Genomic DNA, 13,580 nt, shown 5'->3' with positions numbered 1-13,580 from the left:
ATGAGCGATATGCTTTCGCAAGATGAAATCGATGCGTTATTACGCGGAACGCCATCCACCGATGAACCGCAAGAGCCAGACGTAAAGGAAATACTAGATGACATGGAGATTGATGCATTAGGGGAGGTCGGAAATATCTCACTTGGTAATTCGGCAACGGCCTTATCGGCATTGTTGAATCAAAAAGTAGAGATTACGACACCGCACGTCCGAATGATCTCCATGGAAGAATTACGCAGTCGTTATCCGATCCCGCACGTCGCGCTACGTGTCGGTTATACGGAAGGATTCAAAGGAGAAAACGTCCTGATCCTGACACAGCGAGATGCTTCCGTCATCGCGAACCTGATGATGGGAGGCGATGGCGTCATCGACGAGTCACTGGAGATGGACCCGATTGCTCTATCTGCCGTACAGGAAGCGATGAACCAGATGATGGGAGCAGCTGCTACCTCGATGTCGACTGTATTCTCGATGCGAATCGATATTTCGCCGCCAGCAGTTGAAATCTTCGACTTTTCTCAAGATAAGAGTATCGTCGATAGCTTTTCTCTTTGGGAGAACATGGTCATCATCGAGTTTGATCTTAAGATTGGCACGATGATCGATTCAAAAATCGTTCAATTAGCACCACTGGACTTCTCGAAACAATTGATTCAAAAACTCTTTAGCGCGAGTACGACTCAACAAGCAGAGCCTGCACCACAAGTAACGGAGCAAGCACAACCATCACCATCACCACCATCGGCACCAGCAATGGCACAACAAACTACAGTTGCATCACCTGAACCGAAAGCAACGCCAGTCGGTGTCAGTCCGGTTCAATTCAGCCAATTAGGTGAGATGGAAGTAGAGGGTACGCCAGGAAATATTGGGATGTTATATGACGTTCCGTTGAACGTCACGGTTGAGTTAGGACGGACACGTCGCTCCGTTCGTGACATATTGGAATTGACACAAGGTTCCGTGATTGAGCTGGATAAACTGGCAGGAGAACCGGTTGACGTTCTCGTCAACAATACATTGATCGCAACAGGTGAAGTGGTCGTCATCGAAGAAAACTTCGGTGTACGCATTACAGAAATCGTAAATACAAAAGAACGTCTTCGGATGTTCTAAGGAGGAACTAATATGAGTGCAAAAGTATTAATCGTAGACGACGCCGCTTTCATGCGGATGATGATCAAGGAAATCTTATCGAAGAACGGCTATGATGTCGTCGGTGAAGCAGAAAACGGACGCGAAGCGGTCTCTAAGTACAAGGAATTGACACCGGACCTCGTCACGCTAGACATTACGATGCCTGAAATGGACGGAATCTCTGCGCTTAAAGAAATCAAAGCATTTAACCCTGCCGCTAAAGTCATCATGTGTTCAGCGATGGGGCAACAGTCGATGGTCATCGATGCGATTCAAGCAGGTGCAAAAGATTTCATCGTTAAACCGTTCCAAGCGGATCGTGTGCTTGAAGCGGTCTCGAAAACTGTCTCGTCATGAAAAAAGTGACTTTGCTGATTTGTCTCCTGTTTCTGCTTGCGCTTCCTGTGCAAGCGGAAACAGTCGAAGAAAAATTGAATCCAACTCAGAGCGATACACCAACGACTCAGCAAGTCGATGAGAGTCCTTCCATGGCGTTGACTATCTTCAAAGGAGTCGTCGTTCTCGTCGTTTTGATCGGCGGATTCATCCTTGTGACACGATTCATTCATGAACGGACACGAGGTGTGAGACATTCTGGTCGATTGACTCACCTAGGTGGTGTACCACTAGGAAAGGATCGATCCGTCCAGTTAGTGAAGGTGCAGGACAGGATTTATGTCGTAGGTGTTGGAGAGAACGTACAGTTGTTAGATACACTTGATGATTTAGAGGGATATGAGCCGATGGATCTTGAAGAGTCTTCATCTAAAACGGGATCTTCACCGTTTCTTGAGACGTTCAAACAACAACTCGAACAATTGCAAAAGAATCGAGGACGCTCATGAACACGATTGAAAATCTAATCTCACTTGATACTCCTTCAGGAACGGCGACATCGATCAAACTACTCGTATTGCTGACATTATTGTCGTTAGCCCCTTCATTACTGATCTTGATGACTTGTTTTACGCGTGTCGTCGTCGTGTTGTCTTTTGTCCGTTCTGCCCTTGGAACACAACAAACGCCGCCGAACCAGCTACTCGTTGGACTGGCACTGTTCATCACGCTGTTCGTCATGTCACCCGTTTTATCAGAATTGAACACGACAGCCTTGAAACCGTATATGGCAGATAAAATCAGTCAAGATGAGGCATTTGATAAAGCTGGGGATACGATGAAGCGATTCATGTCAAAACACACGCGAACGAATGATTTAGAGTTGTTCTTAAAATACGGCAATTATGAAAAACCGAAAAAGATTGAAGATATCCCACTCGTCGCACTCGTTCCAGCATATGCGATTAGTGAATTGAAGACGGCTTTTCAAATCGGATTCATGATCTTCATTCCATTCCTTGTCATTGATATGGTCGTCTCGAGTGTCTTGATGTCGATGGGGATGATGATGTTACCGCCGGTCATGATTGCCTTACCGTTTAAACTTTTGTTATTTATTTTAGTCGATGGCTGGCACCTGATCGTTGAATCACTGCTCGTCAGTATGCGTTAGGGGGAGAGAAGATGACTCAAGAAATGATTATTCAGTTGGCAAGCTCTGCTGTCTGGACATTACTAAAAGTATCAGCTCCCTTATTACTGGTCTCGCTCGTCGTCGGTCTGCTCGTCAGTATTTTGCAGGCGACGACACAGATTCAGGAACAGACGCTATCGTTCGTTCCAAAGATCGTTGCCGTATTTTTAGCACTCGTTTTTTTCGGACCATGGATCATGCAGGAATTACAGACCTTTACGATTGACTTATTTAAGCAAATCGCTGAGGTTTCCCGCAAATGACGTTATTATCTTTCCTGAGTGTTTTTTTGCTCGTCTTTGGACGAATCGTCGGTTTTCTTGTCGCGGCTCCATTGTTTTCCTCAAAGCAATTACCAGCGCAACATAAATTAGCGCTTGCGGCCGGTCTTGCTTACTTTGCGAGTTACGCTGTAAAGACAGACGTTCGAGTAGAAGACTTCGATTTTTTCTTTCGGATGGGAACGGAAGTTTTAGTGGGTCTAGCGCTTGGTTTACTTGCTAGTTTTTTATTGTATGCGCCACAAATTGCTGGTTCGATCATCGATTTGCAGATGGGTCTCGCGATGGCTTCCGCTTATGACCCGATGTTTGGTGGACAGTCACCGATCGTCGGACGATTTTATTACATGTTGACGTTACTTGTTCTACTCGCTTCTGATATGCATTTAATCCTGCTTGACGGAATCTACACGAGTTTTCAAATCTTTCCGCCGGGCAGTCTGCTTGCGGTATCGGGCGACGCTGGGATGAGTCTTGTCATTCGGGTCGTTGGGCTTGCCATGTTAACTGCGTTACAAATGGCGATGCCACTTGTCGTTTCCCTTTTTTTAGTGGATCTCGCACTCGGTTTCTTAGCGAAGACGGCACCTCAGTTCAACATTTTTGCAATTGGTTTTTCCGTCAAACTGCTGATGGGATATGTGATTCTATTTTTATTAGCAGGTGCAACGATCACAGGAATCGGTCGATTCGTTCCGTTGTTGCAGGATGTACTTGCAGATGCCATTCGATTACTAGGAGGTTGAGGACATGCATTCATATCGATTACGCCTTGATCTTCAGTATTTCGCTGGTGAAAAGACGGAAAAGGCGACACCTCGAAAGCGGGATGACTCCCGTAAGAAGGGACAAGTCGCAAAATCAGCAGATTTAACAAGCAGTTTCATGTTGTTCGCCATGTTTCTCGTCCTCTATTTTTTTGGTCCGTTTCTAGGACGGCGTTTCGTTCTCGTCCTGCAAGATGGTCTTAGTGCTAGTCAAGTCCTGCAAGCGGTTGAAGAAGGACGAGTTGAACAGATTCTCATCGAGATGCTGATGCAAATGGGGATTTTAGTCGCACCTTTCTTTTTAACAGCGGTCGTGATTGGTATTCTCGGAAACTTCGTCCAAATCGGTGTGCTCTTAAGCGGTGAGGCGATTCAGCCGAAACTGGACCGGATCAATCCGCTTCAAGGCGTCAAACGGATTGTGAGCGTCAAAGCACTCGTCGAGTTTTTGAAATCGGTCTTTAAACTGCTGGTGATCGGTGTAACAAGTGGAACAGTCTTATGGAACAACAAGGTCGAGATTTCGAGATTGACCTCTGAACCGATTGGCGATGCGTTAGCTATCATTGGTCATTTAACATTTTTACTCGGTTTATCGGTCAGTATCGCCTTGATTGCATTAGCCATTCTTGATTTTGCCTATCAGAAATTTGATTTCGAGAAGTCGATCCGAATGAGTAAGCAGGATTTAAAGGATGAGCATAAAAACACAGAGGGTGACCCTCAAATCAAAGGAAAGATTAAACAACAACAACGGGAGATGGCGATGCGGCGGATGATGCAAGAAATACCAAATGCCGACGTCGTTATCACGAACCCGACCCATTATGCGGTAGCAATCCAATACGATGACGGTAAACATATGGCACCGATCGTCGTTGCGAAAGGCGTAGATGCTGTCGCGTTCCGGATTCGGGAGAAGGCGACAGCAGCTGAGGTCCCGATTGTTGAAAACCGTCCGCTCGCGCGGGCGTTGTTCGCTCAATCAGAAATTGGTATGGCAGTGGATGAAACGTTCTATCAGGCGCTCGCTGAAACACTCGCCTTTGTCTATCAACTGAAACAAGCAAAATGAAAGGATGAAGCATCATGAGTATATCAACAAGAGATTTAACGGTCCTGCTAGGCGTCATCATGATCGTCTTCATGCTCGTCATTCCACTGCCCGCTATCATGCTCGACTTTTTAATCATCATCAATATTCTCATTGCCTTGATGGTATTACTCGTTGCGATGAATGCCAAAGAGGCACTAGAGTTTTCTGTCTTTCCGACATTGTTATTGATCGTTACCTTGTTTCGTCTTGCGCTTAACGTCTCGACGACACGGGCAATCCTGTCAAACGGAAACGGTGGCGAAGTCATCGAGGCTTTCGGTAACTTCGTGGTCGGCGGTAAGCCGCTCGTCGGCTTCGTCGTCTTCTTGATTCTCGTCTTAATCCAGTTCCTCGTCATCACGAAGGGTTCGGAACGGGTCTCGGAAGTGTCGGCACGTTTTACGCTTGATGCGATGCCAGGGAAACAGATGGCGATCGATGCCGATTTGAATTCCGGTATGATCGATGAATTACAAGCTCGGACCCGCCGCCAAAAAATCCAGTCTGAAGCAGACTTTTACGGTGCGATGGATGGTGCCTCGAAGTTCGTTAAAGGAGATGCGATCGCCGGGATCATCATCGTCATCATCAACTTAATCTTCGGAATGATCATCGGTGTCGTTCAGCAAGGTTTACCGATGGCAGATTCAGTCGAACTGTACACGTTACTGACGGTCGGAGACGGTCTTGTCAGTCAAATCCCAGCCCTTTTAATTTCGGTGGCGACCGGGATCATCGTCACGCGCTCGACTTCAGACGGAAACCTCGGTGAGGATGTCATCGGTCAATTGGCACGGACACCTTTACTTGTCGGAATCGCAGCTGGGGCGATCTTCTTTCTCGGATTGTTCACGGCGATTCCCGACTACGTCACGATGCCGATTGCAGCCCTGTTCGGCTTCTTCGCTTGGCGGATGAAGCAGACGACGAAGACGATGCAAGAAGAAGTTGCGGTCGAAGAAGCACCGAGTGAAAACTTACGATCAAGCGAATCAGTCATTTCCTTACTCAATGTCGATACGATTGAATTCGAATTCGGTTACGGATTGATTCCACTCGCTGATGAAGCCCAAGGCGGCGATTTACTCGATCGTGTCGTCATGATTCGTCGGCAGCTAGCGCTTGAACTTGGATTCGTTCTACCGACCGTTCGGATTCGCGATCATCTGCAGTTATCCCCGAACCAGTATCGAATCAAGATTCGCGGAAGTGAGATGGCAAGTGGTGAGCTTTTACTGGATCATTACTTAGCGATGAGCCCAGGTGTCGATGATCCAGAAATTCGAGGTATCGAAACGGTCGAACCAGCCTTTGGTATGCCAGCACTCTGGATTGATGAACAGACACGTAGTCGAGCAGAGATGTCAGGGTATACGGTCGTTGATCCACCATCTGTCGTCGCGACACATTTGACGGAGCTCTTGAAGAAACATGCCGCTGAATTACTCGGACGAGAAGAGACGAAACAATTGGTCGACCATTTGAAGGAATCGCATCCGATTCTAGTCGAAGAAGTCACACCACAGCTGTTATCGATCGGTGAACTTCAAAAAGTATTCGTTCAATTACTAAAAGAAAAAGTCTCGATTCGAAATCTACCATTGATTTTCGAAACGCTCGCAGACTATGCAGCTGTGACGAAAGACAGCGAATTGCTCGCGGAATATGTTCGTCAATCCTTATCGCGTCAAATTACGGAACAGGTCATGCAAGGAGATGTCTTGCACGTCGTGACGATCTCAAGTGAGATGGAACTGGATATCCAGTCGGCCATCCAAAAGACTGAGTTCGGTAATTATTTAGCGCTTGATCCCGAAAAGGCGACACGTTTCATCGAGACGTTGCAAGAGCGAGCAATGGAATTCGAACGATACGGGGCGCATCCGATCATCCTGACTTCTCCAAGTATCCGGATGTTCGTTCGTCAATTGACAGAACGCTATTTTCCAGATATTCCGATTTTGTCCTATAACGAATTAATGCCGACGATCGAAGTCAAGAGTATTGGGGTGATTTAAGAGATGATAGTCAAAAAAGTCACGGCGGATTCTGTTAGCGAGGCCATGGAACGGATCAAACGCGAACTCGGGAACGATGCCATTATATTAAATACTCGCCACATCAAAGTGGGCGGATTCTTTGGTTTATTTGCGAAGAAAAAAGTGGAATTGGTTGCATCGGTGGATGAACATGTCTCAAGCGAACCTGTCGTCTCGAAGCAAGCAACGAGTCGACAGGAGGTTGTGGAAATTATCCAACCAGTACCAGTGCGTCCGACGATTGTTACGGTCGGCGAGCGACCATTGCCAAAAGAATTGCGACATTATGCGCCGTTACTGGCTGAACCAGCGTTACAGCAGGTATCTGAACGATTACACGAACGGTTATTGACTGCGTATTATCAAACACAACAAACGGAGTTAACGGATCTCTTGACGGAAGAAGTGAAAGCGTCATTACGCGTGACACCGTCGACTGCACGGTATGTCATGTTGACAGGACCGACTGGTGTCGGAAAGACAACGACCGTCGCTAAGCTTGCTGCTCACCATGCTCTCATTAAAAATCAACGAGTTGGACTCATCACGACCGATACATACCGGATCTCAGCGATTGAACAATTAAAAACATATGCAGACATATTAGGCATTCCGATTCATGTCGCATATGACTTGGATGATTTCGAACGAGCCAAGCAGGCGTTAGCATCGTGTGACATCGTACTTGTCGATACAGCGGGGCGAAATTTCTTAGACGAAGCGTATGTGGAGCAGTTACGAAGTCGGCATGATTTTGCGGATACGGATGTATTCTTGGTTCTTAGTTTGACCTCGAAATACCGAGATTTATTACAAATCCACGACCGTTTCGGCAAGATTCCCTTATCTGGAATCGTCTTTTCGAAAGCAGATGAAACAAGTGAACTCTGGTCGATATTCGGACTCGCGACCGAGACGAAGTTGCCGATCTATTGTGTGACGACGGGGCAAGAAGTGCCGGAAGACATCACGTTCGCTACGGCGGATGAGTTATCCCGAATGATTGTCGAGAGAGGGATGAGATGATGCGAGAAGATCAAGCACGTGTCTTACGATCTAAAGTGACCGTCAAGGAAACGAAGACGATTGCCATCGTGAGTGGAAAAGGTGGCGTCGGAAAAACGAATGTCGCGGTGAATCTTGGCGTGGCATTATCGTTGCAAGAAAAACGAGTGCTTTTGATTGATCTTGATATTGGAATGGCGAACATCGGGATTCTATTCGGTAAAACGTCGAAATCATCTTTAATGGAATGCGTCAAACGACGAGAATCACTCCAGCACGCAATCGTGGAACAGTCTCCGTCTCTTCATTTCATTCATGGCGGAAGTGGTTTTGCAGAATTGACGAATCTGACGAAGGAAGACGTGATGTTCCTTCTACGGGAGTTCCAATTTTTCTATGAATATGACTATGTGTTACTCGATTTAGGAGCCGGTGCGAATCATCAGACATTTGATTTCATCAGTAGTGCAGACGAAGCATGGTTGATTGTCACGCCAGAGCCGACTTCGATCATGGACGGATATGCGTTTGTCAAACTGGCACACCATCATGCGACGGATCTTCCGATTTCCGTTGTTGTCAATCGGGCGACGAATGGTGGGGAAGCGCTTGAAACGTTTGATCGATTAGCACTTGTCAGCCAACAGTTCTTGCAAAAACCTCTTCGCTTTACCGGTTTTTTACCAGAAGATCCGACAGTCGTTAAAGCAGTCAAGGCACAGATGCCATTTTATTTAATGGATCGAACGAGCGACGTCAGTTGGCGGCTCGATCACATCACGACATCGTTAACAGGTGTACAAGTCAAGGAACGGAAGTTTTTAGATCGATTGTTACATCGTCTGAAAAAAAGAAAAGATCATGTCCGTTAAGATTAAAGGAGGGTATCAGTCATGGACTTAAATGAATATGTAGGGTTGTTCCTCGATGAGTCGATGGAGCATTTACAAGCAATCAATACAAGCTTATTAGTTTTTGAGGAGCGGCTAGACGACGAGGCGGTCATCGATCAAATTTTCCGTTCTGCCCATACGTTAAAAGGAATGGCAGGAACGATGGGATACGACGCAATCGCTGATTTAACGCACGAGATGGAGAGTGCCCTTGATTTAGTCAGATCGAAAAAACAACCTGCTACTGCTGAACTGATCGATGTTCTCTTCGTAGCCGCCGAGCAACTAGAGACGATGGTAGAAGACATCAGTCGAGGTGGGAAAGGAAAGCTTGACGTCACTGAAACAGTGAGACGTTTACAGCAGTTCATTCGTCCCGAGCAAGAAGAAATCGTTCCAGTTACACCTATAGTTGCTTCACAAACCTTTGAGTGCGACGTTTACTCGGAGGCAGTCGTCAAACAATCGATTGCATCCGGTTATCAAGCGTATATCGTCCACGTCGAACTCTCGGCGGACGTCATCTTAAAAGCGGCACGCGTTTATATGGTGTTTGATCGTTTACAACAACTCGGAGATGTCATCTTATCGAACCCGACATCTGATGAACTGGAGCAGGAGCATTTTGAGACGACGTTCTCAGTCTTGTTCGTGACGCAACAAGATCAGGTGACGATTCAAGAAGCGATTGCTTCTGTATCCGAAGTTGCGATAGTAACGATCGACACATTCGAGACAACACCTGAAGCGGAGGTGGCGACGTCCACACTGCCGCAGGAAGTTCCTGTGACGACATCATTCTCTGCATCAGTAGCTTCACCAGAATCATCCGACCAGACAGACCTATCTGCGCCTGTCGCTTCGAAAACGATTCGTGTTAACCTTGAGCGAATCGATCGTTTGATGAACCTGTTCGAAGAGTTCATCATCGATCGCGGACGTTTGGAGCGTATTGCAGCAGAAGTCAGCTCACCTGAATTGACAGATACGGTCGAACGGATCAAACGAGGTACGAATGAATTGCAATCGCTCGTCCTAACGTTACGGATGATGCCGATCGAACAAGTGTTCAACCGATTCCCACGAATGGTGCGTTCCGTTTCGAAAGATGTCGGAAAACATATCAAATTACACATTACGGGTGCCGAGACGGAACTTGACCGTACAGTTATCGATGAGATCGGTGATCCACTCGTCCACTTGATCCGAAATGCCATTGATCATGGGATTGAGAACAAGGCAGAACGTATTTTAGCAAATAAGCCGGTCGAAGGAAATCTTTCGCTACGTGCTTATCACTCAGGAAACCGGGTCTTCATCGAGATTGAAGATGATGGAGCCGGTATCAATCACGAACGTGTCACACGGATCGCGATTGAAAAAGGATTGATCACGGAAGAAGAAGCAATGCAATTAACGATGGAAGAGGCTTCGATGCTGTTATTTGCACCTGGTTTCTCAACGGCAGAAGAAGTCACCGACTTGTCTGGTCGTGGTGTTGGTCTCGATGTCGTCAAATCGAAGATCGAGTCACTGGGCGGAGAAGTGTTCGTCGAGACACGTCGAGGAGAAGGAACGATTTTCCGAATCAGTTTACCACTGACGCTATCGATCATCTCAGCCATGCTCGTAGAACTCGGACAAGAGACGTATGCGATTCCATTGACTGCCATCATCGAAACAACCTCTTTACGTAAATCAGCCATTCTACAAGCACACCGGGAAAAAGTATTTGATTTCCGTGGGCAGTTGGTTCCGCTTATTTCGTTAAATGAGGTTTATGGGTTGCCGCAACATGAGGCAGAAGCCTATTCGGTCGTCGTCGTCCGGAGTGGTGAAAAATTAGCTGGTTTGATTGTATCTGAATTGATTGGTCAACAAGAGATCGTCATGAAACCACTTGGCAGTTATCTTGAAGGAATCCGTGCCATTTCTGGTGCGACGATTCTTGGAGACGGGCAAGTCGCGTTGATCATTGACAGCAATGCACTATTACGGAAGTGAGGGGAACGAAGATGGAACAAAAATGGGTTGTTTTTCAATTAGAAGATAATGCATACGGTATTGATGTACAGTCTGTTCGTTCAATCGAACGGCTCATCCCGATCACGCGGATTCCGAACGCTGCATCTTATGTCAAAGGAGTCATCAATTTACGCGGTGTCGTTACGCCCGTGATTGATTTGCGTGCTCGTCTTGGATTCGAGTTAGCGAAAGAGACAGAAGAGACACGCATCATCATCGCCACTTTAGAGCATGGAGATGCTGGATTCATCGTCGACCGGGCAAACGAAGTCGTCGAATCAACGGATGTTCGCATTGAACCGCTCAGTGAACAAAAGCAGGAGGATGCCTCATATTTGACTGCAGTCGCCAAAGGCGATCAGCAATTGTTCTCGTTGATTGAACCGAATCGCTTATTTGAGGACATCGTTCATGCTTAACCCAAACGAACGTGACATCTTGAGAGAAGTCGGCAACATTGGAGCCGGTCACGCGGCAACGGCACTTTCTACTTTACTCGGACAGCCGATTGAGATCGAAGTCCCTTCCGCTGAGCTGGAGGATTTCACGACGATCGTCGAGCGAAGTGGAGGAGCTGAGACGTATACTGCTGGTGCATTATTACGTTTTTCTGGAGACATTCAAGCCACGTTACTCTTTTTGATGCCACTACGCGATGCAGAAAAACTTGTGAGTCAATTGATGCAGACGGAATTCCACTTTTTTTCCGAGTCCCACGAAATGGGGGTTTCCGCATGGGAAGAAATTGGGAATATTTTAATAGGAGCGTATGCTCGGGCTATCTCCGATTGGCTTAACTTATCGTTACATGTCAGTGTTCCTGCATCGGCGTTTGATATGGTAGGTGCGTTACTTGAAGTAGCCTTACTTGAATCAACGACTCCTGGAAATATGGCTGTCTATATTGACACGCACTTGTCTAGTGCAGGAAACGATTTGACCGGACATTTACTTTTGTTGCCTGAAGCTAACGCCTTTCAGACGGTCTTTGAACGATTGGGTGTGGACATGAATGGATGAAATCGTACGGATTGGCATTGCGGAGTACGCCATCAGTAAGCACCCCGTCATTTTACGAACGGCAGGTCTTGGATCGTGTGTAGGCGTTGTCATCTACGACCTGGAACAAGGGTTATCGAGTATGGCGCATGTCATGTTACCTGATTCAGCTATCAGTCGGAATCGGGAGCTTGAAGTCGGGAAGTTTGCCGATACGGCAATTCTAGAAGTAGCCCGCCAACTTCGAGCAAGTGGTGCCATCCGATTACGTGCGAAGATTGCTGGTGGGGCTCAGATGTTTCAATTTAAATATGAACATGAATCAATGCGGATCGGTGAGCGAAACATCGCTGCGGTCAAAGCAATGCTTCAACAAGTCAAAATTCCACTCGTTGCTGAAGATGTTGGCGGCACGAATGGACGAACGATCGAGTTCCACTCACAATCAGGGCGTCTCGTCATCCGGACGGTGAATGTCGGGACGCTGGAAATCTAGAGGAGGAATGGTCATGCGTGAGGAATTACAACAACTTTGGGATCGATGGCTGACCACACGCGATATTGCGGTGGCAGACCTGTTACTTCACAATTATGAACCACTTGTTCAATACCACGTTCAGCGTTTAAGTGCGACATTGCCTAAAAGTGTCGATCGAGACGAGTTGAAAAGTTTAGGGATGATGGGATTGTACGATGCGCTTCAAAAATTCGATCAAAATCATAATAATAAATTCGACACGTATGCCGCCTTTCGGATTCGAGGAGCTATTTTAGATGGGCTTCGTAAAATCGATTGGTTACCACGTTCCTTACGCGAAAAAGCAAAGCGGGTCGAGGCAGCTGTCGAGATCCTAGAACAATCCTTGCAACGGACGCCGACGATAGAAGAAGTCTCTTCTATCGTCAATATGACACCAGACGAGGTCAAGGGTGCGTTAGCAGAAAGTTATTTCGCGAATGTATTATCGATCGATGAAGCAGTCACGTTACAAGATGAGGGAAAAGCGATGACCGTCTCCTATCTTGATCCGGATACCGCTACACCAGAAGATATGTTGTTAATGCGTGAGTTGATTGCTAAACTGGCAGAGGAAGTCGAAGGGTTATCAGAAAAAGAACAACTTGTCGTTTCTTTGTTCTACTATGAGGAATTGACGCTTACTGAAATTGGTGAAGTCCTCGGGCTCTCGACTTCCCGTATTTCGCAAATCCATTCCAAAGCGCTTCGTAAGTTGAAAAATGCGCTCGGAAGTGCCTATTTAGCAGATCGTGTCGCCATGTGAAAGGGAGAATTATGACTGTCGTTTATATCTTATTAGCTGCACTCGTCTGTTATGCCCTGCTAGTTTTATTTCGTCAGCAGGCGGCGCTCAAAGACCGGATCACACATTTAGAACGCGAAAAAAACGAGACGGAACAAGTGTTATTACATTTCATGGAGCACGTCAACGCCATGACGGATACATCTATATATGAGACAACCGAACCCGTTGATCAAGTACCGGATGCGTCTTTACAAATAGTGCAGGTTGCTACAAATGAGAAGCCAGAAACCGTCGAAGTCGAACGGTCCGTTTCAAAGGAACCATCGTTAACGGATATCAAGCAGGCGCTACGAGAAGGAGCAGATCTTGAGACGCTTGCACGATCTTTGAATCGGGGGACCGGCGAGGTGGCTTTGATTGCTAAACTTTCTCATCAAACGAAGGTTGCCCCTCGGTAATCTTTATGCTATATTAGTCTACGGTGTTAATTACGCACGCATGTATCGCCAGCTGCGGTGCCTTTAATAGGTTAGCTGGAC

Annotated in this window: 16 protein-coding genes; all 16 read left to right on the top strand. The window is 46.7% G+C overall.

The genetic code is table 11. The annotated features are described in order from the left end of the window. The 16 genes from fliY to B3S86_RS08095 are packed head-to-tail and all read left to right on the top strand — an operon-like array spanning window position 1 to window position 13,499. The gene (gene fliY / locus B3S86_RS08170) at window positions 1–1,119 is read left to right on the top strand and encodes a flagellar motor switch phosphatase FliY (protein ID WP_035407007.1); all 1,119 of its coding nucleotides are present in this window, start codon (window positions 1–3) and stop codon (window positions 1,117–1,119) included. A 12-nt stretch (window positions 1,120–1,131) separates the two neighbouring features. Then, the gene (locus B3S86_RS08165) at window positions 1,132–1,497 is read left to right on the top strand and encodes a response regulator (protein WP_035407009.1); all 366 of its coding nucleotides are present in this window, start codon (window positions 1,132–1,134) and stop codon (window positions 1,495–1,497) included. Continuing rightward, on the top strand, window positions 1,494–1,985 hold the full coding sequence (locus tag B3S86_RS08160; RefSeq protein WP_035407011.1) for a flagellar biosynthetic protein FliO: 492 nt from the start codon (window positions 1,494–1,496) through the stop codon (window positions 1,983–1,985). The genes B3S86_RS08165 and B3S86_RS08160 overlap by 4 nt, the downstream gene beginning before the upstream one ends. Further along, on the top strand, window positions 1,982–2,650 hold the full coding sequence (gene fliP / locus B3S86_RS08155) for a flagellar type III secretion system pore protein FliP (protein ID WP_035407016.1): 669 nt from the start codon (window positions 1,982–1,984) through the stop codon (window positions 2,648–2,650). Before B3S86_RS08160 ends, fliP begins: the two co-directional genes overlap by 4 nt. Before the next feature lie 11 nt (window positions 2,651–2,661). Continuing rightward, window positions 2,662–2,934 (top strand): flagellar biosynthesis protein FliQ, encoded by a 273-nt coding sequence (gene fliQ, locus B3S86_RS08150; protein ID WP_023468705.1) that lies wholly within the window; start codon window positions 2,662–2,664, stop codon window positions 2,932–2,934. Beyond that, window positions 2,931–3,698 carry a flagellar biosynthetic protein FliR gene (gene fliR / locus B3S86_RS08145; protein WP_035407018.1) on the top strand — a complete coding sequence of 256 codons (768 nt, stop codon included), beginning with the start codon at window positions 2,931–2,933 and terminating at the stop codon, window positions 3,696–3,698. The genes fliQ and fliR overlap by 4 nt, the downstream gene beginning before the upstream one ends. A 4-nt stretch (window positions 3,699–3,702) precedes the next feature. After that, on the top strand, window positions 3,703–4,794 hold the full coding sequence (gene flhB, locus B3S86_RS08140) for a flagellar biosynthesis protein FlhB (RefSeq protein ID WP_035407021.1): 1,092 nt from the start codon (window positions 3,703–3,705) through the stop codon (window positions 4,792–4,794). A gap of 14 nt (window positions 4,795–4,808) precedes the next feature. Continuing rightward, window positions 4,809–6,833, top strand: a complete 2,025-nt coding sequence (flhA, locus tag B3S86_RS08135; RefSeq protein WP_290751359.1) for a flagellar biosynthesis protein FlhA — start codon at window positions 4,809–4,811, stop codon at window positions 6,831–6,833. Window positions 6,834–6,836: 3 nt separating this feature from the next. Then, window positions 6,837–7,880: a flagellar biosynthesis protein FlhF gene (locus B3S86_RS08130; protein ID WP_290751354.1), complete on the top strand. Its 1,044-nt coding sequence runs from the start codon at window positions 6,837–6,839 to the stop codon at window positions 7,878–7,880. After that, window positions 7,877–8,731: a MinD/ParA family protein gene (locus tag B3S86_RS08125; RefSeq protein ID WP_056062221.1), complete on the top strand. Its 855-nt coding sequence runs from the start codon at window positions 7,877–7,879 to the stop codon at window positions 8,729–8,731. Before B3S86_RS08130 ends, B3S86_RS08125 begins: the two co-directional genes overlap by 4 nt. A gap of 21 nt (window positions 8,732–8,752) precedes the next feature. Beyond that, window positions 8,753–10,756: a chemotaxis protein CheA gene (locus B3S86_RS08120; protein ID WP_290751350.1), complete on the top strand. Its 2,004-nt coding sequence runs from the start codon at window positions 8,753–8,755 to the stop codon at window positions 10,754–10,756. A gap of 11 nt (window positions 10,757–10,767) precedes the next feature. Then, window positions 10,768–11,196 (top strand): chemotaxis protein CheW, encoded by a 429-nt coding sequence (locus B3S86_RS08115; RefSeq protein ID WP_035407036.1) that lies wholly within the window; start codon window positions 10,768–10,770, stop codon window positions 11,194–11,196. Continuing rightward, on the top strand, window positions 11,189–11,797 hold the full coding sequence (locus B3S86_RS08110; protein ID WP_035407039.1) for a chemotaxis protein CheC: 609 nt from the start codon (window positions 11,189–11,191) through the stop codon (window positions 11,795–11,797). Before B3S86_RS08115 ends, B3S86_RS08110 begins: the two co-directional genes overlap by 8 nt. Continuing rightward, on the top strand, window positions 11,790–12,272 hold the full coding sequence (locus tag B3S86_RS08105) for a chemotaxis protein CheD (RefSeq protein WP_035407042.1): 483 nt from the start codon (window positions 11,790–11,792) through the stop codon (window positions 12,270–12,272). Before B3S86_RS08110 ends, B3S86_RS08105 begins: the two co-directional genes overlap by 8 nt. 13 nt (window positions 12,273–12,285) lie before the next feature. Further along, on the top strand, window positions 12,286–13,059 hold the full coding sequence (locus B3S86_RS08100) for a FliA/WhiG family RNA polymerase sigma factor (protein WP_035407044.1): 774 nt from the start codon (window positions 12,286–12,288) through the stop codon (window positions 13,057–13,059). Between the two features lie 11 nt (window positions 13,060–13,070). Further along, window positions 13,071–13,499, top strand: a complete 429-nt coding sequence (locus tag B3S86_RS08095) for a hypothetical protein (RefSeq protein WP_035407047.1) — start codon at window positions 13,071–13,073, stop codon at window positions 13,497–13,499. The last annotated feature ends 81 nt before the right edge of the window (window positions 13,500–13,580 follow it).

It is taken from the genome of Exiguobacterium sp. UBA3968 (assembly GCF_002385115.1).
GTDB lineage: Bacteria > Bacillota > Bacilli > Exiguobacteriales > Exiguobacteriaceae > Exiguobacterium_A.
The sequence above is the reverse complement of the archived record's forward strand: the minus strand, read 5'-3'. Positions and strand labels throughout refer to the sequence as shown.